General features: G+C 20.7%; 24 protein-coding genes and 3 tRNA genes. 3 read left to right on the top strand and 24 right to left on the bottom strand.

Annotated elements, in window-relative coordinates; genetic code table 11:
* Positions 1-28 precede the first annotated feature (28 nt).
* The 8 genes from RS022_RS01335 to RS022_RS01300 all read right to left on the bottom strand — a co-directional run bounded on the left by RS022_RS01335 (position 29) and on the right by RS022_RS01300 (position 7,676).
* Complete coding sequence (locus RS022_RS01335) at positions 29-1,282, bottom strand: aminopeptidase P N-terminal domain-containing protein (protein ID WP_268850089.1); 1,254 nt, start codon at positions 1,280-1,282, stop codon at positions 29-31.
* 23 nt (positions 1,283-1,305) lie between these two features.
* The gene (rpmG, locus tag RS022_RS01330) at positions 1,306-1,455 is read right to left on the bottom strand and encodes a 50S ribosomal protein L33 (RefSeq protein WP_121463710.1); all 150 of its coding nucleotides are present in this window, start codon (positions 1,453-1,455) and stop codon (positions 1,306-1,308) included.
* Positions 1,456-1,583: 128 nt separating this feature from the next.
* Positions 1,584-1,892 carry an HU family DNA-binding protein gene (locus tag RS022_RS01325; protein ID WP_268850088.1) on the bottom strand — a complete coding sequence of 103 codons (309 nt, stop codon included), beginning with the start codon at positions 1,890-1,892 and terminating at the stop codon, positions 1,584-1,586.
* A 118-nt stretch (positions 1,893-2,010) separates the two neighbouring features.
* The gene (locus tag RS022_RS01320) at positions 2,011-2,997 is read right to left on the bottom strand and encodes an NAD(P)H-dependent glycerol-3-phosphate dehydrogenase (protein WP_268850087.1); all 987 of its coding nucleotides are present in this window, start codon (positions 2,995-2,997) and stop codon (positions 2,011-2,013) included.
* Positions 2,997-4,319 (bottom strand): ribosome biogenesis GTPase Der, encoded by a 1,323-nt coding sequence (gene der / locus RS022_RS01315; RefSeq protein WP_268850086.1) that lies wholly within the window; start codon positions 4,317-4,319, stop codon positions 2,997-2,999. Before der ends, RS022_RS01320 begins: the two co-directional genes overlap by 1 nt.
* 245 nt (positions 4,320-4,564) lie before the next feature.
* Positions 4,565-5,989, bottom strand: a complete 1,425-nt coding sequence (proS, locus tag RS022_RS01310) for a proline--tRNA ligase (RefSeq protein ID WP_268850085.1) — start codon at positions 5,987-5,989, stop codon at positions 4,565-4,567.
* 55 nt (positions 5,990-6,044) lie between these two features.
* On the bottom strand, positions 6,045-7,202 hold the full coding sequence (gene metK, locus RS022_RS01305) for a methionine adenosyltransferase (protein ID WP_268850084.1): 1,158 nt from the start codon (positions 7,200-7,202) through the stop codon (positions 6,045-6,047).
* 123 nt (positions 7,203-7,325) lie between these two features.
* Positions 7,326-7,676 carry a S1 domain-containing protein gene (locus tag RS022_RS01300; protein ID WP_268850083.1) on the bottom strand — a complete coding sequence of 117 codons (351 nt, stop codon included), beginning with the start codon at positions 7,674-7,676 and terminating at the stop codon, positions 7,326-7,328.
* Positions 7,677-7,818: 142 nt separating this feature from the next.
* Here RS022_RS01300 and RS022_RS01295 point away from each other — a divergent pair.
* Positions 7,819-7,892, top strand: a tRNA-Thr gene (locus tag RS022_RS01295).
* A gap of 71 nt (positions 7,893-7,963) precedes the next feature.
* Positions 7,964-8,038, top strand: a tRNA-Gly gene (locus tag RS022_RS01290).
* An 85-nt stretch (positions 8,039-8,123) separates the two neighbouring features.
* Here the strand turns inward: RS022_RS01290 and RS022_RS01285 are convergent.
* From RS022_RS01285 to RS022_RS01230, 12 genes are all read right to left on the bottom strand, one after another.
* Positions 8,124-8,354: a 30S ribosomal protein S15 gene (locus tag RS022_RS01285; RefSeq protein WP_268850082.1), complete on the bottom strand. Its 231-nt coding sequence runs from the start codon at positions 8,352-8,354 to the stop codon at positions 8,124-8,126.
* A 45-nt stretch (positions 8,355-8,399) separates the two neighbouring features.
* Complete coding sequence (locus RS022_RS01280) at positions 8,400-8,723, bottom strand: cyclic-di-AMP receptor (protein WP_225696009.1); 324 nt, start codon at positions 8,721-8,723, stop codon at positions 8,400-8,402.
* A gap of 56 nt (positions 8,724-8,779) precedes the next feature.
* The gene (gene trhA, locus RS022_RS01275) at positions 8,780-9,424 is read right to left on the bottom strand and encodes a PAQR family membrane homeostasis protein TrhA (protein WP_268850081.1); all 645 of its coding nucleotides are present in this window, start codon (positions 9,422-9,424) and stop codon (positions 8,780-8,782) included.
* A 54-nt stretch (positions 9,425-9,478) separates the two neighbouring features.
* Positions 9,479-9,898 (bottom strand): HIT family protein, encoded by a 420-nt coding sequence (locus RS022_RS01270; protein WP_268850080.1) that lies wholly within the window; start codon positions 9,896-9,898, stop codon positions 9,479-9,481.
* Positions 9,899-10,039: 141 nt separating this feature from the next.
* Positions 10,040-10,993: a ribonuclease HIII gene (gene rnhC, locus RS022_RS01265; protein ID WP_268850079.1), complete on the bottom strand. Its 954-nt coding sequence runs from the start codon at positions 10,991-10,993 to the stop codon at positions 10,040-10,042.
* Between the two features lie 43 nt (positions 10,994-11,036).
* Complete coding sequence (locus RS022_RS01260; RefSeq protein ID WP_268850078.1) at positions 11,037-11,687, bottom strand: uracil-DNA glycosylase; 651 nt, start codon at positions 11,685-11,687, stop codon at positions 11,037-11,039.
* A 10-nt stretch (positions 11,688-11,697) separates the two neighbouring features.
* Positions 11,698-12,312, bottom strand: coding sequence for a signal peptidase I (locus RS022_RS01255; protein WP_268850077.1), 615 nt, complete (start codon positions 12,310-12,312; stop codon positions 11,698-11,700).
* A gap of 360 nt (positions 12,313-12,672) precedes the next feature.
* Positions 12,673-15,945, bottom strand: coding sequence for an SbcC/MukB-like Walker B domain-containing protein (locus RS022_RS01250; RefSeq protein ID WP_268850076.1), 3,273 nt, complete (start codon positions 15,943-15,945; stop codon positions 12,673-12,675).
* Positions 15,929-16,561, bottom strand: coding sequence for a DUF4194 domain-containing protein (locus RS022_RS01245; RefSeq protein ID WP_268850075.1), 633 nt, complete (start codon positions 16,559-16,561; stop codon positions 15,929-15,931). Before RS022_RS01245 ends, RS022_RS01250 begins: the two co-directional genes overlap by 17 nt.
* An 88-nt stretch (positions 16,562-16,649) precedes the next feature.
* Positions 16,650-17,441 carry an HAD family hydrolase gene (locus RS022_RS01240; protein WP_268850191.1) on the bottom strand — a complete coding sequence of 264 codons (792 nt, stop codon included), beginning with the start codon at positions 17,439-17,441 and terminating at the stop codon, positions 16,650-16,652.
* 210 nt (positions 17,442-17,651) lie between these two features.
* Positions 17,652-17,736, bottom strand: a tRNA-Leu gene (locus RS022_RS01235).
* Between the two features lie 111 nt (positions 17,737-17,847).
* Positions 17,848-19,467, bottom strand: a complete 1,620-nt coding sequence (locus RS022_RS01230) for a DAK2 domain-containing protein (RefSeq protein ID WP_268850074.1) — start codon at positions 19,465-19,467, stop codon at positions 17,848-17,850.
* Between the two features lie 276 nt (positions 19,468-19,743).
* Between RS022_RS01230 and rpmB the strand changes: the two genes are divergently transcribed.
* Entirely contained in the window at positions 19,744-19,932 is a 189-nt protein-coding gene (gene rpmB / locus RS022_RS01225; protein WP_268850073.1) for a 50S ribosomal protein L28, read from the top strand.
* A gap of 63 nt (positions 19,933-19,995) precedes the next feature.
* Here rpmB and RS022_RS01220 read toward each other — a convergent pair whose 3' ends face one another.
* The 4 genes from RS022_RS01220 to tsf form a co-directional block, all read right to left on the bottom strand.
* Entirely contained in the window at positions 19,996-20,913 is a 918-nt protein-coding gene (locus tag RS022_RS01220; RefSeq protein ID WP_268850072.1) for a phosphatidate cytidylyltransferase, read from the bottom strand.
* Between the two features lie 2 nt (positions 20,914-20,915).
* The gene (locus RS022_RS01215) at positions 20,916-21,464 is read right to left on the bottom strand and encodes a ribosome-recycling factor (RefSeq protein ID WP_268850071.1); all 549 of its coding nucleotides are present in this window, start codon (positions 21,462-21,464) and stop codon (positions 20,916-20,918) included.
* Complete coding sequence (gene pyrH, locus RS022_RS01210) at positions 21,457-22,215, bottom strand: UMP kinase (RefSeq protein WP_268850070.1); 759 nt, start codon at positions 22,213-22,215, stop codon at positions 21,457-21,459. Before pyrH ends, RS022_RS01215 begins: the two co-directional genes overlap by 8 nt.
* 90 nt (positions 22,216-22,305) lie before the next feature.
* A complete protein-coding gene (gene tsf / locus RS022_RS01205) occupies positions 22,306-23,145 on the bottom strand; it encodes a translation elongation factor Ts (protein WP_268850069.1) in 840 nt (279 codons plus the stop codon).
* Between the last annotated feature and the right edge of the window lie 41 nt (positions 23,146-23,186).

Raw genomic sequence — 23,186 nt, 5'->3', positions numbered from 1 at the left:
ACAAAAAATTTAAAATCTCGAAAAATATTTATTCTTTAATCATTAAAAATTCAATATCTTCTGTTTTTCTAGGAACATCTTTAGTTAAATTAATATTACCATCTTTTTTGATTAAAATATTATCTTCTATTCTAACGCCTAAATTAAATTCTTCGAAATATAAACCAGGCTCTACAGTAATAACACTATTTTCTTTAATAGGTTCGTAAATGTTTCCAACATCATGAACATCTAAACCTAAATAATGACCTAATCCATGATAACAATAATTTTCTATATTCTCATCCACTTTCATAAATCCATTTTCCTGTAATCTGGTTTTTAAAATATCTTTTCCGAATTTATTCATTTCTTGAAAAGTATATCCTGGTCTAATCCATTCAATAATTTTTCTATTAGCTTCTAAAACTATATTATAAATAATTTTTTGTTGAGATGTAAATTTTCCACTAGCAGGAAAACAAAAAGAAATATCGGAAGCATAATTATTATATTTTACACCTAAATCTAGCAATACCAAATCATTTTGTTTAATTCGATCTTTTTGTAGATTATAATGCAAAATAGTAGCATTCTTTCCAGAAGCTATAATAGTGTTAAAAGAAGGACGTAAATCGTGATCAGCTAAAAAATAATGATAAAATGCTGATATTTGATATTCATACATACCAGGTTTTAAAACTTTAGCAATTGATCTTAAAGCTTTATCATTAAAAACAATTGCTTTTTTTATCAAATCAATCTCTGTTTCATTTTTAATAACTCTCATATTTATTAAAAAATTACAAGAATCATAAATATTTATATAAGGATAATTTTTTTGAATCCATTCAGCTCTCAATAAAGACAAATTAAATTTTTTATTTAAATCAGTATTTGATAAATCTAAATAAAAATTTTCAATAAAACCATATTTTGAATTTTTAGCATTATTAAATAAACAGGTTAAAAAAGAATTTAAAATATCAATATTTAAAATATTCATTAATGGAATGGAACTTAAATTTGATGCTTTTTCAAAACTAAGACTTTCTCCATCCCATTTTTGTTTTAATAAATCATTATATTTCAAAAATAAAAAAACTTCTTCATTACCATAAGAATCCTTAACAATTAATAAAACAGAATTATCTTCTTCTATACCTGTCAAATAATAAAAATTTTTATTTAAGGCAAAATTTAAATCAAGAGAAAAATCATTTAAATTAGAAAAGAATAAAGCAATACTACCTTTTTTCATTTTAGATAACAATAAAGAACGATTTTTTTGATAAAAAGACATTTTGTTAAAACTCTATTAAAATTTTATTTTTTTTCTCTATGAACAGTATGTTTACGCAAAAAAGGACAATATTTTTTAAATTCTAAACGTCCAGGAGTTTTTTTCTTATTTTTGTAAGTATGATAATTTTCTCTACCACATTCTGTACAAATTAATTTGACTAAATCACTCATTTTTTTAAACCTTTTATTTTGTATTTTTGTGTTATTTTGTTGTTATTATATTTGTTTTATATGTATAATTATAAACTATTTTTTTTAAAATAAAAAATATTTACTCTAAAAATTTTCAAATATTTATTTTAAATATCTTCTGAAGCTAAATCTTTAAATGCTTCGCTTATTTTAAATACTGGAACAAATCTAGCTGGAAGAGTTACAACTTTATTACTTTTTGGAACTTTGCATACTTTTTCTTTTCTATATTTTAAATGTACTGCTCCTAAATTACCAATCACTACTTTAATTACTTTTGAATTAGGTTTTTCTTTTTTTTCTTCTTTTAAACCTTCTGCCACAACATTACTTAAACAAGACAAAAATTCTCCTACTTTTTCTGCTTCAACATTTAACTTTTTAGACATCTTACTGATGAATTTTAACTTATTCATTTTAATTCCTCTTAATTTTAATTAATTTTTAAAAATTTTGCAAAATCCAATAGAATTTTAACATAAAAAAAAATATTATCAACATAAATATTACAATAAAACAATATTTTTGTTATTTTTAATATTTTTCAAAAATATTTAATAAAATAAAATCAAAAGGTTTATATTCAAAAATAACCTTATAAGCACTTTCTATAATTGGTAAACAAATTTTATTTTTAATTGCCAAATTATAAAAAACTTTTAAGTTATAAATTCCTTCGATAACTTGATTAGCTTGATTCAAAATTTGATCTAAATTTTTACCCATTCGAATTTTTTTTCCAGCTTGATAATTACGAGAATTTTCATTAAAAACAGTAACAATTAAATCTCCTAATCCTACTAAACTCAAAACAGTTTCGATAGAATTCGACTTGGAAAACAAAAATAAAATCTTTTTCATTTCAGCAATTCCGAAAGTAATAAATGCTGAACGAGCATTAGAAGCGAAATTAACACCATCTAACATACCACTGACCAAAGCCAAAGCATTTTTAAAAGAAGTGCATATCTCGCAACCTATTACATCATTAGAGGTAGAAACTTTTAAATAATTTTTATTAAAAAACATTTTAGCAATTTTTAAAGCAAATTCTTGATTTAAAGAAGAAGCTGTTAAAAAAGTAATTTTTCTCAAAACAACTTCCTCAGCATGAGAAGGGCCAGCAAGAAAAACATAATTTTTAATTTTATCAGCAGATATTTCTTCTGTAATAATCTGAGAAATAATTTTATTACTTTTAAATTCGATACCTTTCGAAACATTAATAAAATTTTTGCTTAAAATTAAAATATTATTAATTTGTTTGAATAAACTTCTCATATTTTGTGTAGGAATAGATAAAAAAATATAATCAGAATGACAAAGTGCTTTTTCTAAATCATCAGTCGCTTTAATTTTATCAGATAAACGAACATCAAAAAAAGGATGTTTTTGTTCGTTTATTTTTTTAATATATTCAATATTATTATCATAAATTAATACTTGATTCGAATTATCATCTAAAACTTGAGCTAAAGTCGACCCCCAAGCACCACCACCAATAATAGTAATTTTTTCCATTACAAAAAAACTTCTTTCTTTTTAAAAATTATTTTCAAAGGAATTCCGCTTAATTCTAAATTTAATCTTAATTGATTTTTTAAATATCTTTCATAAGAAAAATGAATAAATTTAGGATCATTGACTAAACAAATAAATTCAGGACATTTCGTAGCTGTTTGTTTTAAATAATAAAATTTCGCTTTACCTTGATTAAAAAAAGATGGAGGATTAATTTGAGTAGCTTCGTGTAAAATATCATTTAATAAATGAGAAGAAAAAGTTTGTCTATAATTATCAAAAACTTTATCTAAAGCATTAAACAATTTATGAATTTTTTTTATATTTTTCGCAGATAAAAAAACTATTGGAACATGATTAAAAAATTTAAATTCTGTTTTAACCATTAATTCGAATTTTTTTATGTCTTTATCAGAAGGGTCTAATAAATCCCATTTATTAAAAACAATAATACAAGGTTTTGAATAATTAAAAATAATAGCAGCTATATTTCTATCTTGCTCAGTAATATTATAACTTATATCTAATAAAAAACAAACAATATCACTTCTTTGAATAGCATCTAAAGCTCTTAAAAAACTATATTTTTCATGTTTTTCATAAAAATTTTTTTTTCTTCGTATTCCAGCGGTATCTATTATATGATATCTTTGATTATTTTTTTCAAATATAGTGTCAACTGCATCAATTGTAGTTCCTGAAAGATCAGAAACAATCATTCTTTCCTGTGATAATAAAGCGTTAGTTAAAGTAGATTTTCCGACATTAGTACGACCTACTAAACAAAACTTTAAATCTTCTGTTTCATCATTTTCTATTTTTTTATCACGTGGTAAATAAGATACAACTTTATCTAATAATTTGCCGATACCAATTCCATGTTGAGTACTAATTCCTATGATATTACTAAATCCTAAAGAATAAAATTCATAAACATTTTCATATAAATTTAAATTATCTATTTTATTAACAGCTATAATAACATTTTTATGACTATTATATAACATTTTAGTTATTCCTAATTCTTCTTTGGTTATTGTAGTATTTTGACCATCAGTAACCCAAATAATTAAATTAGATTCGGAAATAGCTAATTCAGCTTGATATTTAATTTGTTGAATTAAAGGAATATTATCAAAAACAATTCCTCCAGTATCAATGATAAAAAATTTTTGATTTAACCATGTAGTTTCAGCATAAATACGGTCTTTAGTCGTCCCAGCCTCTTCATAAACAATCGATAATCTTTTATTTAAAATACGATTAAATAAGCTTGATTTGCCTACATTAGGTCTTCCTATAATAGCTACTTTAAAATTCATATTTTACTCTTATTAATGATTATTTTAAATAATATATTAAAATAAAAAATATCAAAATATTTTTATTTTTTTTGTATCAAAAAAATTATAAATAAATAAACTAAATAAAACAACATATTAATTATATCTTTTTTATATAATTAAAAAAAATTATAATATTTACAAAATCAAATTAAAAAACTTTTAAAAAATAAAAAAATCATTTTAAATGATTTTTATTAATGAAAAAATAATGACATAAAATTTTAATAAGCTCTGGCGAATAAAATAGTTTGATTAGCTTTCTTTTTAGTCACAGGGCATATTTTAGTAATTAATTTTTGTGAAACAATAACTCTAGCTGTCGCTCCTGTTTCTTCTTTAATAATTTTTTCTGCTTCATTCTCATAAACACTCATTTTAATATATCCTTTATTTTTAAGATTTTTTTTAAAATCTTCATAAGTTGTGACTTCTAATATATTTTCTTTTAAAAAATTCGAAGCTTTTTGAAACATTTCTTTATGAATGGTTTTTAATAAAATAGGAATTTCTTTCAATAAAGACTCTTCTTTAATTATTTTTTTTTTAAAATTATGTCTTGTAAAGATTGTAATATTATTTTCTTGTAAATCTCTTAATCCTAATTCTATTCTCAATGGAATACCTTTTAATTCGTAATGACTAAATTTCCAACCAATATTTTTATTTTGATTATCTAAAACAACTCTATATTTTCTAGATAATTGTTTATATAATTTATTAGCTTTTTCTAAAACTTCTTTTTTTTGAGATTGAAGTGGAATAATAACTATTTGAATAGGAGCGATATAAGGAGGCAAAACTAAACCTTCATCATCTCCATGAATCATAATCATAGCTCCTATTAATCTTGTAGAAATCCCCCAAGAAGTTTGTTCAGCAAATTTAGTATCTAAATTAGAATCTTGAAATTTAATTTGAAAATTTTTAGAAAATTTAGTTCCTAAATAATGTGAAGTGCCCGCTTGAAGAGCTTGTTTATCATACATTAAAGCTTCAATAGAATAAGTCCATTCGGCACCTTTAAATTTTTCTGATTGTGTTTTTTTTCCTGAAACAAAAGGAATAGCTAATAATTCTTTTCCTAATTTTTTATATAAATTCAATATTGTAATAGTTTCTTTAATGGCTTCTTTTTTAGTGGCATGAACTGTATGTCCTTCTTGCCATAAAAATTCTTTGCTTCTTAAAAATGGTTTATTAGTTTTTTCCCAACGTACAACATTGCACCATTGATTAAATAATTTAGGTAAATCACGATAAGAAAATATTTTTTTTGCATAATATTGAGAAAATAATACTTCTGAAGTAGGTCTTATAATTAATTTATCTAATAATTTTTCTTGATTAACTTCTTCAATTGTAATAACTTCTGGAGAAAAACCATCAATATGTTCTTTTTCTTTTTTAAATAAATTTTGGGTAAATAATAAAGGGAAATAAACATTTTGATGATTAAGTTTTTTTAATCTTTTATCTACGAATTCTCTAATAAATTCCCATATAGTATATCCATAAGGTAGATAAATAAAAAAACCTTTAATATCTGAATAATCAAGCAATTCTGCTTTTAAACAAATTTCTTGATACCATTTGCCAAAATTAAGAAAACGCGGAATTATCTCTTTAACAAATTTAGAATTTTTCATATAAAATAATTTCCTTTTTTATTATTGAAAACCAAATAAATAATTTTTAAAAATGTTAATTAATTTTTTCTTTCAATAATTTAGAAAAAAGTGAAATTTGATCTATCTTTTCCCAAGAAAATAAGTTATCATTACGTCCAAAATGACCTTCACAAGAAGTTATTTGGAATAAAGGTTTTCTTAAATTTAATATTTTAATTATTCCTTGTGGAGTTAAATCAAAATTTTTTTCAATCGTTTCAAGAATTAAATTTTCTGAAACTTTATTCGTACCAAAAGTATTTATAAACAAACTAACAGGTTTCTCAAAAGATATGATGTAAGATAATTGTATTTCGCACTTATCACATAAACCAGCAGCAACAATATTTTTAGCTAAATATCTAGTCATATAAGCGCCGCTTCTGTCAACTTTAGAAGCATCTTTACCACTAAAACAACCACCTCCATGACGAACTTCACATCCATAAGAATCTTGAATTATTTTTCTTCCTGTTAAACCTGTATCAGCAGCAGGACCACCAATAACAAAACTTTCAGAAGGATTAATCAAAAAATTAGTTTTTTCGTTAATTAAAACAGGATTAATTATCGGTTCGATAACATATTTTAAAATATTCTTTTTTAAAAATTCTTGTTCAATATTTTCTTCGTATTGAGTAGACAAAACAATAGAATCTATATAAAGCGGATTATTATTTTCATCATAAACCAAAGTAATTTGAGTTTTTCCATCTGGTCTTAAAAAAGGCAATATTTTTTTTTCTCTAACTTCAGTTAATCTTAAAGATAAATTCCTAGCTAAAAAAAAATTTAAAGGTAAAAAAAGATCAGTTTCTTTTGTTGCATAACCAAACATTGAACCTTGATCTCCTGCTGCTTTATTTTGAACAATTTTTGTTAATTCTATTGATTGTTCATGAATAAAATTTAAAATAGATATATTTTGATAACAAAAATTTTCACTTTCTCTATTATATCCGATTTCTTTCACAACATTTTTGATAATATTTTCAATATATTCTGAATCAAACCTAAACAAAGTTTTGATTTCTCCCAAAACAATAACTTTTTGTTTTGTTACTACGGTTTCAATCGCTACTTTAGATTCAGGATCTTGTTTTAAAAAAGCATCTAACAAAGCATCTGAAATTTGATCCGCTATTTTATCAGGATGACCTTTTGTAACTGATTCGCTACTAAATTTTTTCATAAAATATTCCTAATTATTTTAATTCTTTTTTTAATTAAATATTAATTCTAATAAATCTTTTTTAATTAAAAAAAGATTCATTGAATCTTTTTTTAATTAAATATTAATTTTAATACAAAAAAATTAAACTAAAACTATGAAACAAGCTTGTTCTCTGCCATTTACTAATTTAATAAAAAATTCTACTTTATCATTTTCTTCTAATTTTTTATATCTGCTATTTTGATAATGACCTGGAAGTGGTTTTGTATTACCTTGTACAATGTTATTAGCATGACAAAATAAATCGTCTTCTTCTCTTTCTCTTTTATCAACTAACTGTTCGATTTCTGAATTGTCAACTTCAAATTGCTCAGCGATTTCGTTAAATGGGATTTCTCCGATAGGCGTTACTCCTTTAATAAAACCAAAGCTTTTATTTGTATTAAACCATTTTGTAATGCCTTGCCATTTAACTTTTGTTTGTTTTTCCATTAATTAATTTTAAAACTCCTTTTTTTTATAATTAGATGAAACACCAATTTCATTATATAATAAATAATAATAAAATAAACATTTTATTATATTTTAAATTCATTTAATATGATAAAATTAATTATAAACGATTATAAAAAAAGCCTTTATAGTTTAATGGAAAAACATGTCAATGGTAATGACAAAACACAAGTTCAATTCTTGTTAAAGGCACCAGTATAATTTGATATTATAAAATATTTTTTATGTTATACTTTAAAAGTAATCATTTTTATAAATTAAAAAATGCGAATGTCGTATAGTGGCCATTACTTATGCTTGCCAAGCATAAGACGGGGGTTCGATTCCCCTCATTCGCTCCAAGAAAAAGAATAATAAAAAATAAAATAAAAATCATAATTATAAATAAAAAAAAATATCTTAAAATTTTAAGATAGTTTTTTTTATTTATAATTTACTTTTAGACTTTAAATACTTAAGATAAATACTTCTTTTTTTATTTTTAGTTAATAAACCACGTTTAGAATGAAAATCAAATGGATGTTGTTTTAAATGTTTATTTAATTCTTCTATTTCGCAAGATAATAAATCAATCATTGCTTGTATGGAACCAGTATTAATCTCAGAATTAGTAGAATTTAAAATAATCTCTTTTTTTTGTTCTTTATTTAAAGCCATATATCATATTTTCCTTTCAAAATTATTTTATACAATTAATTAATTTTATATTTTTAAAAATTGCTCTATATCTAAAATAAAAACAGTAGCCCCTCCAATAGTAATTTCAGAAGATAAAGGAGCTAAAAAACTCATTTCATTTAAAATATTATTAGGAATTAATTGTGTTTTAGTTTTAGAAAATTTTCTAAAAATATCTAAAACTTGTTCAACCTTTTCCTTTTTTATACCGATAACAAAAGTAGTATTAGTTTCTTTTAAAAAACCGCCTTTAGTATTTAATCTAGTATTAAAAATATTTTCTTTATTTAAAGACGTTTGCACTTTATTAGCATTTTCATTAGAAATTATAGCTATAATTAATTTCATTTCATTATCCATATTAATATTATATATTATTTTTTAAAATAAAACAATTCATTAAATTATTTTATCAACAAAAAAATAGAATAAACATGACATAAATTGGCTAAAATTACAAATAAATGCCAAATAAAATGATAATATTTTTTATATAACTCGTTATAAAATAAAATTCCGATACTATAAAAAAAACCTCCTAAAAATAAAAATAATAATATACTATAATTTTGATTCACAATTGACCATAAATCAAATATAACCCAAATTCCGCTCCAACCTAATAATAGAAATAAAATCAAATGAATTTTATCATCTTTGTGAAATTGAAATATTTTCAAAAGTATTCCGATCAATATTACAAAAGATTGTGAAATACAAAAAATTAAATTAAATAATTTTTTTTCTTCTGAATAAAATAAAAAAGGTAAAAAACTGCCCCAAATTAATAAATAAATACAAATATGATCGAATCTTTGGAAATGTCTTTTAGCTTTTGTAAAAGATAAAGAATGATATAAACAGCTCATTAAATAAAGCATAAACATAGTTAATGTTAATAAAAATACAGGAAATTGAAAAACTCCTTTTTTACTATAAAAAATAAAAAAAATAACAATACTAACAGGAACCATTAAACCATGAGAAACAGCATTTAAAATTTCTTCAAGTATAGTTTGTTTTTCAGTTGTTCTTTTTGACCATTTCATATTTTTTTTAAACCTTTTCAAAATTTTTTTATAATTTTCATTTAAGTTATAAATTTATTTTTCTAAATTCATACGAATGCTTTTCAAAATCGTTTGATAATCATTTTCTTTCATTTTATTAATATTATCAGGTAAAATAATTTTAATTTCATCACTAGAAAAACGAGGTAATAAATGAACATGATAATGAAATAATCTTTGTCCTGATATAAAACCATTATTATTTAATAAATTAATACCCTTACAATTAAAAGTTTTAATTAAAATTTTACTTATTTTTTGAACCACGCCAAATAAATGTCGAAAGACATTTTCAGGAACTTCTTCAATGGTTACGTATTCCTTTTTGGTAACAACCAAAGTATGACCTTTAGTAGCTTGTATAATATCTAAAAAAGCAATAACTAATTCATCTTCATAAATAATATAACCTTTAATTTCTTTTTTAATAATTTTAGTAAAAATAGTAGACATATTTATACCTCTAATTTTATATAAAAACTTTATTTTAATAAATAACAAAAATTACTTTTTTATTATTTATTAAAATAATTTAAATTACTAATTATTTTTAAAATTTAAATATTTCTTATTTTAATAAATAAAAATATTTTTTTATTTAAAATATCTTTTGATATTTACAAAATTACATTTAGCTATTTTTTGAAAAAAAATCAATTCTTTATTTTTTTGATAAATTTCAGCTATTTGTTTATCCACTGTATAACCTGATCCTAAACGTAATTTCATGCCTATTAGATTATTACTTAATTTATCCATTTCCTTTAAAAAAATATTTCTAGCTATAATAGAGGCTAAAGCTACACTTAAATATTTAGATTCAGCTTTAATTTCAAATATAATTTTTTTATATACTTTTTTTTCATTTTTTAAATAATTAAAATAATTTTTAGGACTAGCAAACTGATCTAAAACAACCATTTCTTCTTTATTTATTTTTTTTAAAAGATCTAAAATAACTTTATTATGTAATAAAGCTTTGATATGATTTAAATTATATTTTTGATTTAAAATATTATATTCCAAAGGAGTTAATATTTGAACTGAATAAGCAATTTTATCTTTTGCCATCAACATTATTTTTTGTATTTTATCATTTGACAGTTTTTTAGAATCTCTTATTCCTATTTTTTTTAAAAAGAAGAATTGTTCTCTTGTTACCAAAGCGGCACAAACAATAATAGGGCCGAAAACATCTCCTGTGCCTACTTCATCTGAACCAATAATGTTTTTAAAATTTATATCATCTATTTCTTCATTAAAAGAAATAATATCTTTATTATTTGAAATTTGAGAATTAGAAAAATTATTTAATGATTTATCAAAATTTAAATCCAAAAATTTGCTTATATATTCGATTTCATCGCTCACATCATTTCCTTGAATTAAACAAGTACCATTTTTATAACATGTTATTTTAATGTGTGATTTTTTTATTATTAAATAAATATCTTTTTGGATACTAGGAAAAATAAATTTTTCATAAATTTTTTTTAATGTTTCGAATTGTTCTAATTTTAAATTTTTAAAAACATGTACTCTTCTCATGACAATCACCTTTAAATAAATTAAGATAAATAATAAAGTTTTATTATTTATTCAAATCCCAATAAATAGGTAAGATATGGTTTTTAATTAAATAAAAATTAGTTTTAGAAAAAGGTTTAGAACCGAAAAAACCTTTATAAGCTGAAAATGGAGAAGGATGAGGGCTTTTTAAAATATAATTTTTATCTATATCAATATATTTAATATATTCTTGGGCTATTTTCCCCCATAAAATATAAACTATTTTTTCTTTTTTATTTAAAAATTTAAAAATATTTTTAGTAAACTCTTTCCATCCAATATTTTTATGACTTAAAGGTTTTCCTGCTTCAACTGTTAAAATACTATTTAATAAAAAAACACCTCTTTCAGCCCATAAAGTTAAATTATTAGTTTTTGATATTAAATTCAAATCATTTCTTAATTCTTTGAAAATATTTCTCAAACTAGCAGGAGTTTTTTTATTTTTAACACTAAAAGATAAACCATGAGCTTGATTTATATTGAAATAAGGATCTTGTCCTAATATAACTACTTTGACATCTTCAAAAGGAGTCATAATAAAAGCTTCGAAAATTTTTTTCAAAGGAGGATAAATTTGTTTTTTTATTTTAAATTCACCTTCTAAAAAATTAATTATATTTTGAAAATATTTTTTTTGTCTTTCTTGATAAATTAATTCTTTCCATGTCATTTTATCACTATTATTTATACAGATTATTTTTTTTCTTTTCACTTAAAAATAAATTTTTAAGTAAAAAAGGCATATTAGAGAATATAAACAAAATCAACAAGAAAAAACATAAAAATGTTTTAAAATAAGAAATAGTAAACATATGTTTCGCTAAAATGTCATTATATTTAGTAGGATAATCATTATTATTACCATCTTTAGGTTGATCTTTGCTGTAATTATGATCTCCTTTTGTTTCAATTATTTTTAATGAAGTATTATTGGTTACAACCCTATGAATAATAGGTATATTTTTAGAAATTTCTTTATTTTTAAAAACAACAATATCACCTGTTTTATAATCTGCTTTAAGTTTTTCTTTTTGCTCATCTGAAATTTTCTTAACTACAACAATATCATATGTTCTTATTTTAGGTTCCATACTTCCACTTACAACTTGATAATAATCAATTCCAAAAATGTCCAAAACTTTTTCACGACCAATTTCAGGACCAAAATATATTTTACAAATAGATGCTGTAAATAAACAAAGACAAAAAATATTTAAAATTAAATTAATAACAAAAACAACACTTCTTAAAAAATAATAAATATATTTTTTATAATAATTTGTATTTCGAAACATATATTTTTATTTCTTCTTTCATAATCTAATTATATTAAATAAAGATATATAATAATAAATCATTTAATAATATTTTTGTATAAATGATAAAAAAATTATTATTAAAAAATATAAATAGAAAATAAAAAAATATCAAAAATAAATTATAAAATTTATAATCTTAAATAAAATTTAAATATTTAAATTAATATTTTATATTAAATTTTATAAAATAAAAAATAATTTAAATAATAAAAATTAATATAAAAACAAATATTTTTTGTCTAAAAATTTTAATTTATAAAAATAAAATAATAATAACAAAAATAATTATATAAAAATTTATAAAAAAATATTATAAATCTTAAAATTTAATATATTTTAAATTTCTTTTGTAAAACTTTCTACAATAGCATAATTTTTATCTTTAACAACAATTAAATTAGTTTTTACATGAGGTAAAATATTGGCAATTCTTTGAGGTGGGATCGCGATAAAAAATTGTATTTTTAAACTATTAAAAAAAGACATCATAGCATCTATTCTATTTTCGTCCATATTATTAAAAGCTTCATCGAAAAATACTAAACATCCTTTATATTCACTAGTTTCTGATAATAATTGTTCAAAGCAAATAGCAATAATAATATAAAAAGGTACTTGTGTTTCTCCCCCTGATTTTTCTCTAAAAATTTTAGAAAAAAAGGAAAAATTACCATCTTTATCATAAATTTTAATATCATAATTCAAATAATTACGATAATCTAAAAATTGATAAGATATATTCTCATATTCTTGTTCAAAAGACATAATCTTTTGAAATAATTCATTCAAAACAATATCTTTATAAGATAAATTATTTTCGTAAAATAAGTTTGTTTGATCTAATTTATTTTCTTGTATAAAAAAAGAATAATATTTTTGATATTCAGGTTCATCAGAAGGTTTGAAAATAATCTGATAATAATCTTCTCCGAAAGGTCTATTTTTCAAAATTTGATTTAAATTTTGAATTTGTTGTTGTGCCTCTATAATACTTTTTGTTAATTTATTAATAAATTCTTCTTTAAAAATAATTTCTGTTTTTATAGTCAATTCTTTTGCTTCTTGTTCATATTTAACTAAATTTTTTGAACTAATTAAATTGTATTCTTTCACAAAAAAATCAAAACTTTCTATATTAGATTCAATATTTAACAAATTATAATTATCAATATATGTTTTCATAGAAAATATAAGATCAGTGTTTAAAATATTTTGTTGTTTTTCAATGCTTTTTAAATTTTCTTGAATACTTTTAGAAATCATTTCATAATTATTCGGATATTCATTTAAATAATTATGAATTTGTACAGAAGCTGCTTCAATATTCAAAATTTCTTTTTTTTCTTCTTCGAATAATTGTTCTTTATAAAAAATTAATTCTTTTTCTAAATTATTAATTTGCAAAATATTAATTTTTTCTTTATTTTGGTATTCTGCAATTTCCAATAAAATTTGTTCTAATTTTTTAGTTTTTATTTTTTTTTCTTCTTGTGATTTAAAGATATTATCTTCTAATTTAGTTAAATCATGATTTAACTGTAATTGTGTTATTTTTTCTTCAATATTAATTATATTTTCCTCTTTTTCTTTTTGTTGTTGAAAAAAAGAAGAAAAATCCCAATTAACAATAGAAGATATTTTACTTTTTTTTATCAAAAAAATAATATTTTCATTATCTCTAAAATAATTTTGTTTTTTTAATAATTCTTCAGTTTGTAAAATTAACTCATTTAAAATAATATCTTTACGTATTTTAAAAGAATTAAGACCTATATAAGGAATCTTATAAATTTTAGGATTTAATTTTTTGGCAGAATAATTACTATAAATCATTCCAGAAGGAGTAATAGCTGTTTTATGATTTTTTAAATTCTCAATATTTAATTCGCATTTAATATATGATAATAATATCTTAGCATATTTTAAAGCATCTTTATTATCACTAAAAATATGTGAAGCTAAACTATCCAAATTATTAGGTATATCAGTTATTTTTTCAGTATTAACTAAACCCACATCGTAAATTTTCAAATCATCTTGCAATTTTTCATAAATTTTTAAAGCGGAATCAAAATAACGATAATCTATAATTAAATTGAATTTTCTAGAACCTAAAAAACCTTCTATAGCATTTCTCCATAACTCATCTTTGATTTCAATCAATTCACACAAAGGATAAACAAAAATATTTTTATTATATTTATTTTTTAATTTTTCTTTTAATAAATTATTAATTTTAACAAAATGATCATTTTGTGAAACAAAATTTTGATTAATCATTTCTAATTCATAATTATTTTTATTAATTTTTTCTTTTAAAAGAATTATTTCTTTATTTAAGATATTTTGATTAATATTAATATTAATTATTTTTTGAAATAAATAATTAGATATTTCGACAACATCTTCTTTTAATATAAAAGTTTTTTGTTGTCTAGAATTTTGCAAAAAAGAATTTATTTTTTGAATACTCTCTTTTAAAAAGTTGTCTTGATTTAAAGAAAATAAATTTTCTAAAATAACAATTTCTTCTGCTAATTGTTTTTTTAAAATATCTATTTTTTCTTGAATTTCTTGCACAACTCTTCGATCATTAGCTAAATCTTTTTGCAAAGAATAAAAAATAGATCCTAAATTATTTTGAATCTTATTAGTTTGTAATTTTAAAATATAATCATTTAAATATTCTATAGATTCATTATATTTTTTTTTATTCAATAATAATTTGGATAATTCTTGATTAATTAATTCTTTTGTTTTAATTGCGTTTTCTAATTTTTTTTCATTTTTTTTAACTAAAACCATTTTTTCTGTTAAAAAATAAATTTTCACTTGAACATCTATTTTTTTTAAATTTTTATGAATTTCTATAATTTTAGCTAATTCTTTTAATTTTATTTTTTCTATTTCTATTTGAGATTCAATTTTTTTTAATTGTCTAACATTATTTTTTAAACCTTTAATATTAATAGGATTTTCTTCTAATAAAAAATCAAAAATAAATTTTTGTAAATTCAAAGCTTTAAAAGCTAAAGCTTTGGGTAATATTTTTAAATATTTATAAATATTAATTTGTAAATATTTGCCGACTGCATTTTGATATTGTTTTTTAGTATCAAAGAAATTAAAATCTTTATTAAAAGTTCTTAGATACTCGCGCATATCTTTAATATTTCTTATTTGATTATTATCAAATATAAAAATATCTTTCTTTAAATTTATATTTGGGAAAAGATAAAATTTTTCTTTTAACAAGCCTCTATAAGGCAATTCCAAAACACAACCTAAAATAGTATATTCTTTTTGAATTTCATCATAAAATTCTAAAGCGATATGAGTAATAACATCATTATTTCTTAAAAATTCTTTATTTTCAAGACCAATTTTGCCTTTAATATAACTTTCTAAAGAACGCTTTGCATTTTCATTAGCAGCTATATTAAATTTAACACCATTTCTTTCGCCTATCAAAACATATTGTAAAGCATCTAATAAAGTGGATTTGCCTGACCCATTTTCCCCTGAAATTAAAATATTATCTTTAATTTCTATATCTTGATAAGAAAATAAATGCCAATTGATTAATTTTATTCTAGTTAATTTTTTCATTTTCAGTTTCGTCAAAATCCGAATTCAATAATTTTTTATATTGTTCAATCATATCCAAATCAATTAAATAAAGAATAGAATTATAAATTGTTATGATAGAACCATCAGATAAATCATTATCTATATAATTAATAATATTATATCTTCTAAATAACATTAAAATATTTCTTATTTTTTCTTTAGTTAATTTTTTAACTTCTTTATAAGCAATACTGTTTAATTTATAATAAATATCTTGTAAATATATTGTAATAAGATTACCATAATTAGATTTAATTTCTTTTTTTTGTTGAAATAAAATACGTAAAATTAACAAAATAAGGCTTTCTTCTTTTTTTAATTTTAATTTATTAAAATGATTTAAATTTTTAATAAAAATAACTTCATCATATTTTTTAATTTCTAATTGAAAATCAGAAAGTTGAAAAAAAGAAGAAAATAATTCTTTATATAATAAAATAAAACGATAATCATTAGCATCTTCTATTTTTTGAATAGTTAAATAATTAACTTGAAATAATTTATTCACAATTTTAGAAAAAATATTTTTTTCTTGTTCTTTTAAAATTTTAAATTTTTCTACAAAAATATAAAATTCTTTTGTCTTTTGATCCATTTAAAAAATCCTTCGCTAATTAATGAATAAGAAAAAATTATAAAAAAATAAAATTTTATTTAATATATTTTTTTAAAATAATAAATTATTAAACTAAATTATGTTTTTTGAAAAAATCATACATTTTGTCATCGACAATATGATCAGATATCAAATTAGCTTTTTTTCTAACTTCTTCATATTCGCAATTACCCATTGCGATACCTATATCAGCACGTTCCAACATTTCTTTATCGTTACATCCGTCTCCTACACAAATTATTTCATAATCATTATATTTTTCTTTAATTTTGTTAATGCCATGAAATTTATTAATATTTTTAATTGTTAAATCAACATGACTACTCCAATAATAAGATTCGAAACAATCTAACTCATCTAAAAAAGATTTCATTTTTCTTTGTTCGTCTCCGAACAAATTCAACATAAAAACTTTTTCTTTTAAATAAAATTCATTATCAATAGAAATATTATATTTTGTTTGCCAACATTTAATAATTTCCATTTGATGCAATTGATCTTGATAAAAAAACGATGATTTATCGATACTTATAGCCGCGCCAACAAGTTTATATTGAGAATATAATTTAACTCCTTCTAAAAATTTTTTAATATAATCAACAGGAATCGGATTCTCATCAATAATTTGATCATCTTCTAAAACTAAAGCGCCATTAATTAAAACTAAATATTTAAAATAAGGTAATAAATCACTAATAACATGTAAATTATCATGATTTCGGCCAGTAGCAATACCTAAAATTGTATTAGGAGTATGAAACAACTCCTTAATTAATTTCTTAGTTTGCGGTAAAACTCTTTTTTTTTCATTACAATACAAAGTATCATCAATATCAAAAAAAAATAATCTTTTCTTAATAATAATAAAACCTCTCTTTTTATTAATTTTTTTTATAATAATTCAAAATTATAACAAAAAAATAAATTTTTTTGAATAAAAAAACAAAATTACTTTTAATAACTTATAATTAAACAAAAGTATATCTTGTTAAATTAATTTAAAAATTTATTTCACAAATTAAAATTATTAAAAATAATTTTATTTTATTTATTAATAAAATTTAAAATTTGGTGTGGATAATGAGATTCGAACTCATAAGAATAAAATTCACATATCCCTCAAACATGCGCGTATACCATTCCGCCATATCCACAAAAAAAATAATAAAATGAAATCTTATTATTTTTTTAAAAATGTTAAAAATTTATATCTTCTTAGCAAAAAAATAAATTATAAATATTCAAAAATAAATAAAAAATTAATATTATTCTAACACAAAAACATAAGGATAAATATTATTATTATTTTTTATTTTCTCTATTTCTAAATTAGGAAATTCTTTTTCCAAAAATAATTCCATTTTTTCTAAATTTTGTTCAAATACATTTTCTTTATGATAAAAAATAGTTAAAAAATTATTTTGCAAACTAATCATTTTTTTTAATAAATTTTTAACTAATAAAATTAAATCTTTATTACTTTCTATAGTTTTATTTTCAAAAATTGACGAAAAAATACCTAAATTTTTTGATTCTTTTTTTAAATTAAAAATTTTACCTAATTTAATCTTTTTCATATTTTTTTGAATATTATTCAAATTTTCTTTGAAAGAAAGGGTTTTATTAAAAACTAAAAGAACACTATAACTTTCATGAATACTTTCGGTCGGTATAATTTTTATTTTAAGTTGAGGATTTAATTTACAAGCTTCCTCCATAATAGGGATTAATTTAGATTCGTTCGGAAATAATACTATATTTTTGGCATTAACTTTATTAATTATTTTATTAAAATTTTCTATTGAAAAATTTTCTTTATTTAAATTAATAACCAAATCAGATTGTAATTCTTTAAAAGTATCAAAAATTTCTTCTTCTTCAGATTCAGAAACAAAAGTAATAATAAAATATTTAGCTAATTCTTCTTTATTTTTATTACCAGAAATAAATTCAGAATGTTGTTTTTTCATATCATCAACTTTTGATTTTATCAATTGACCATGAATTAATAAATTTTTTAAAACATCATTCGGATTATTAGTATGAATATGAATTTTTAATAAATCATTATTTTTAAATAAAATTAAAGAATCTCCATAACAACTCATTTGTTTTTTATAATTATTAATATCAAATTTATCTAAATTATTTAATTTAATAATAAATTCTGTACAATACTGATTTTTGAAATCACTTATTTCATGAATATCATAATTCAATTTTAAATCAAAATCTTGAGCGTCATCATTTTCTAATTCAACATTATCTAAATATAATAACATTCCTTCTAAAATGAAAATAAAACCAGCCCCACCACTATCAACTACTTTTGATTTTTTTAAAATAGGTAATAAATTAGGAGTTTTGTTTAAAGAAATTTTAGCATTTTCAATAGTTATTTGAATAGCTTTCTTAATAGTTTTAATTTCTTCTTTTTTTTTAACAGTTTCTTCGATAGATTCTCTTAAAACAGTCAAAATTGTTCCTTCTACTGGTTCAATTACTGCTTCATAAGCTTTTTGGTAACCATTAATCAAAGAAGAAATAAATTCTTCAACATTAATTTTATTCTTTTGCAAATTATCAATGTAATCATGAATGCCAGAAAAAAATTGTGATAAAATAACTCCCGAATTTCCTTTAGACCCCATTAATAAAGCTTCAGCTAAAACTTTAGTTACTGTAATAATAGAAGAATCGTTTATTAATTGAATCTTTTTAACTCCTTCCATCATAGTCATTTGCATATTAGTACCAGTATCACCATCAGGAACAGGAAAAACATTTAAATCATTTATTTTTTGGTAATTTTTTTTTAAATTAAAAGCGCCGTTTATAATCATTTTTTTAAATAAATCGCCATCTATAATTTCGTATTCTATCATTTTATATTATAAAATCCTTTATTGTTTTGATAATTTATTATTATTAATTATTTCGATGAATTAAAATAATTATTTATATTATTTTATTTTTTTTCAATAAATAAAAACTAATTATATTATAACATATTGAAATATTTAAAAATATTATTTTAAAATGAGATAAAATATTATATATCTTTGATTTATAAAAATAAATATGTTTTTTTAATAAAAATATATTATAATAAAGAATATATTTCAATTAAGATATATAATAAGGATAAAAGTTAAAATATTATGAGTAAATGTTATATTACCCAAAAAACAACATTGTTCGGAAATAGACGTAGTCATGCAATGAATGCTACTAGAAGAACACAAAAAGCTAATTTACAAAAAGTAAAAATTATAAATGAAAAAGGTGTAAAGGTAAAAGTTTATATATCAGCTCGTGCATTGAAAAAATTAGAATTCAAAAGAGTTTGATTTTTTAAAAAAAATTCAAAATAAAAAATATTATTTATTTTTTATTTTGAATTTTTTTATTTTTTAAATTATTATTATAGAAATATTTTTATAAATAAAATCATTACTTAATAAAGCAATAACACAAAAAGATAAAAATAATAAAGAATCAAAACGATCTAATAAACCGCCATGTCCTGGTATTATACTTCCCAAATCTTTAATTGAAAAATCTCTTTTCAATTTAGAAGAGATAAGATCTCCAAATTGAGACATAATGCAATTAAAAAAAGTAAAAAAACAAAATGGTATCGTTTGAAATCCAAAAACACATAAAATAATAATAAACGAAACTATAAAACCGCAAAAAAATCCTTCCCAAGTTTTTTTAGGACTAACACTTGGATATAAAAGATTTTCACCAAATAAAATTCCGCCTAAAAAAGCGAAACTATCACTAGAAATAGTAATAATAAAAAGATAAAGAAACCATTTATAATTTAAATAAACTAAAGTAAAAAAACAAGCACTAGAAAAAACAATATATAATAAAATTAATAAAAAAAAATTTAAATGTTCTGTTCGAAACTTATGAATAAATAAAAAAAATATCCATAAACAAATCAAAAAAAACAAAAAACAAAATAAAAAATATTCTTTCACAAATAATTTTTGTAATAATTTTATAATCGGTTGTTCCTCTTGAATTTGTGGGAAAAAACCTGATCCCTTATTCTGAAAAAAATTCAACAAAAAAGATAAAAAATAACAAAAAAATAAAAAAACAAAAATAAAAAAAATAATTTGTACAAATTTACTTTTTGTTACTTTTGCGGCATTTAATAATTCTTTAACAGAACCTATCATAATTACAAAAATACCAAATAAACAAAAATTAGTAAAAACATTTGGATTAGGAATACAATAAAAACATAAAGTTATTAAAAATAAAAATAATCCAATATAAATTTTGTTAAAAGATAAAGATATTTGTTTTTTCATTTTTAAATTTTTAACAATTCATTTTTTTTCTTAGTTTTATCTTCATCAACTAATTTAATAAATTTATTATTCAAATTTTGTATATCTTTAGAAAAATTCTCTTCTAATGTATCTACTTCATTTAATTTTGTTTTTTTACCTTGACGAATAATATTTCTTATCGAAATTTTAGTTTGTTCCGCTATTTTATCAACTTCTTTAATTAAAATTTTTCTTCTATCTTCTGTTGGTTTTGGAAAAACTAATTTTACAACTTGACCATCATCTTGTGGTGTTATTCCTAAATCAGAATTTAAAATAGCTTTAGAAATTTCTCCAATAATGGTATTATCAAATGGTTTAATATTAATTTGGTTTCCTTCTAAAACGCTAATAGTACTAATATTTTTTAAAGGCATTTTTTCATTATAATAATCAACAGTTATTTTATCTAAAATTTTAGGATTAGCTATCCCTGTTCGAATATTATTAAATTTAGATAACATTACTTCTTGAGCTTGTAGCATTTTCTTTTCTAATTTTTCAAAAATTAATTTTGTTAAATCATTCATTTTCATTCCTCATTGATTTTGTCAGATTTTTTATTTTTATTCCTCTTTTAGAAGTAATCAAAGTACCTGTTTTTTCTTTTAAAACAACTTTTTTAATATTTCCTTTTGTATTCATATCAAAAACTAAAATATCAACCTTATTTTCCCAACACAAAGAGACGGCAGTCATATCCATAATATTTAATCTTTTATCTAAAATATCTTTATAATCAATTTCTTTTAATAAAAAAGCATCTTTATGTTTTTTAGGATCTTTATTGTAAACACCTTCAACACCATTTTTAGCCATCAAAATAATATCTGTATTTAATTCTACTGCTCTAAGAGCTGCGGCAGTATCTGTTGAAAAAAAAGGTAAACCTAAACCAGTTCCTAAAACCAGAACTCTTCCTTTGTTCAAATGTCTTAAAGCTTTTTCTTTAATATATGGTTCTGCAACCGTAATAACAGGAAAAGATGTCATCACTCTTGTTTGAATTTTTAAATTATTTAAAGCATCTTGTAAAGCTAAAGAATTAATTAGAGTTCCTAACATTCCCATATAATCAGAACGACTACGTTCCATTCCTAACTCTTGGCCTACCAAACCACGCCAAATATTACCAGCGCCAACAATAATTACAATTTCAATACCTAAATTTTTAATTTCTTTTATTTCTTCAGCAATTGTCTTAACTATTTGAGGATTAATGTTAAAATCTTCTCCTTTTAATGCCTCTCCGCTTAATTTTAAAAGAATTCTTTTGAACATTAACTTACTCCTTTTAAGATAAAAATTCTTTTCTTAATATTTAAATTATCTTTTTATAATAACAAATAAAAACTTAATTAACTTTTTAAATTATTTTTTTCCAACTTCGAAACAATAATAAGCGATAATATCAGTTTTATTATGAGCTAAATATTCTCTTATTTTTTGATTTGTTTCCATATAAAAAGGTTGTTCTAATAAACAATTTTTTTCGATTAAAGTGCTTAAATTATTTTCTATTGCTTTTTCTAATAATTGATCCGTTAATGGTTTACGACTGTTTTTTTGTTTGATTTGTTCTAATAAATTTTCTTTTGCTTTATTTATAAAATCGTTATCTACTGACTCTTTATTTAAAAATTTAGGTTTCATACCAACTATATGAACAGGCAAATGTTCTTCGACATCAGCAGAAGATTTAGTTAAATGAACTAAAGCAGAAATTTTTCCTCCTTGATGTTTATAAAAACCAAAACTTTCTTCATCTTTTTTATAAATTATTTGAATACGTGATAAAACAATTTGTTCTTTAATAAAAAAAATTTTTTCTGAAATTAATTCTTCGATTCTTTTTCCGTTCCATTGATATTTTAAAAAATCATCTAAACTTTTAATAGAAGAATCAACTTCTAATAAAATTTTTTCTAATTCATTGTATAAATCAATAAAATGTTCATTTTTAGCTACAAAATCTGTTTCAGTATTCAACTCATATAAAATAGCTTTATTACCTTTAACAACGACATTAGTTAAACCTTCTAAAATTTCTTTCTTTTTGTCAGGATTATAAGAAAAAACACCTTTTTTTTTCAATAATTCAATTGCCACTTCGATATCTCCTTGAGTATCTTCTAAAGCTTTTTTACAATAAGTTATTCCTACTTGTGTTTTTTGTCTTAATTCTTTGATCATTTCAAGTGTTATTTTCATAATTTTTTTATTTCCCTTTTTATTTTTTTTAAAAAATAAAA

It is taken from the genome of Candidatus Phytoplasma rubi (assembly GCF_026821955.1).
In the GTDB taxonomy this organism is placed as follows: domain Bacteria; phylum Bacillota_I; class Bacilli_A; order Acholeplasmatales; family Acholeplasmataceae; genus Phytoplasma; species Phytoplasma vitis.
The sequence above is the reverse complement of the archived record's forward strand: the minus strand, read 5'-3'. Positions and strand labels throughout refer to the sequence as shown.

Coding starts and splice junctions, on each gene's coding strand:
- RS022_RS01260 (WP_268850078.1), bottom strand. CDS start 11,687: ATGACATGGAAAGAATTAATTTATCAAGAAAGACAAAAAAAATATTTT.
- RS022_RS01325 (WP_268850088.1), bottom strand. CDS start 1,892: ATGAATAAGTTAAAATTCATCAGTAAGATGTCTAAAAAGTTAAATGTT.
- tsf (WP_268850069.1), bottom strand. CDS start 23,145: ATGAAAATAACACTTGAAATGATCAAAGAATTAAGACAAAAAACACAA.
- RS022_RS01245 (WP_268850075.1), bottom strand. CDS start 16,561: ATGGATCAAAAGACAAAAGAATTTTATATTTTTGTAGAAAAATTTAAA.
- RS022_RS01270 (WP_268850080.1), bottom strand. CDS start 9,898: ATGTCTACTATTTTTACTAAAATTATTAAAAAAGAAATTAAAGGTTAT.
- RS022_RS01250 (WP_268850076.1), bottom strand. CDS start 15,945: ATGAAAAAATTAACTAGAATAAAATTAATCAATTGGCATTTATTTTCT.
- der (WP_268850086.1), bottom strand. CDS start 4,319: ATGAATTTTAAAGTAGCTATTATAGGAAGACCTAATGTAGGCAAATCA.
- RS022_RS01335 (WP_268850089.1), bottom strand. CDS start 1,282: ATGTCTTTTTATCAAAAAAATCGTTCTTTATTGTTATCTAAAATGAAA.
- rnhC (WP_268850079.1), bottom strand. CDS start 10,993: ATGAGAAGAGTACATGTTTTTAAAAATTTAAAATTAGAACAATTCGAA.
- RS022_RS01220 (WP_268850072.1), bottom strand. CDS start 20,913: ATGAAAAAACAAATATCTTTATCTTTTAACAAAATTTATATTGGATTA.
- RS022_RS01230 (WP_268850074.1), bottom strand. CDS start 19,467: ATGATAGAATACGAAATTATAGATGGCGATTTATTTAAAAAAATGATT.
- metK (WP_268850084.1), bottom strand. CDS start 7,202: ATGAAAAAATTTAGTAGCGAATCAGTTACAAAAGGTCATCCTGATAAA.
- RS022_RS01215 (WP_268850071.1), bottom strand. CDS start 21,464: ATGAATGATTTAACAAAATTAATTTTTGAAAAATTAGAAAAGAAAATG.
- RS022_RS01300 (WP_268850083.1), bottom strand. CDS start 7,676: ATGGAAAAACAAACAAAAGTTAAATGGCAAGGCATTACAAAATGGTTT.
- RS022_RS01280 (WP_225696009.1), bottom strand. CDS start 8,723: ATGAAATTAATTATAGCTATAATTTCTAATGAAAATGCTAATAAAGTG.
- proS (WP_268850085.1), bottom strand. CDS start 5,989: ATGAAAAATTCTAAATTTGTTAAAGAGATAATTCCGCGTTTTCTTAAT.
- pyrH (WP_268850070.1), bottom strand. CDS start 22,215: ATGTTCAAAAGAATTCTTTTAAAATTAAGCGGAGAGGCATTAAAAGGA.
- RS022_RS01320 (WP_268850087.1), bottom strand. CDS start 2,997: ATGGAAAAAATTACTATTATTGGTGGTGGTGCTTGGGGGTCGACTTTA.
- RS022_RS01255 (WP_268850077.1), bottom strand. CDS start 12,312: ATGTTTCGAAATACAAATTATTATAAAAAATATATTTATTATTTTTTA.
- rpmG (WP_121463710.1), bottom strand. CDS start 1,455: ATGAGTGATTTAGTCAAATTAATTTGTACAGAATGTGGTAGAGAAAAT.
- rpmB (WP_268850073.1), top strand. CDS start 19,744: ATGAGTAAATGTTATATTACCCAAAAAACAACATTGTTCGGAAATAGA.
- trhA (WP_268850081.1), bottom strand. CDS start 9,424: ATGAAATGGTCAAAAAGAACAACTGAAAAACAAACTATACTTGAAGAA.
- RS022_RS01285 (WP_268850082.1), bottom strand. CDS start 8,354: ATGGCTTTAAATAAAGAACAAAAAAAAGAGATTATTTTAAATTCTACT.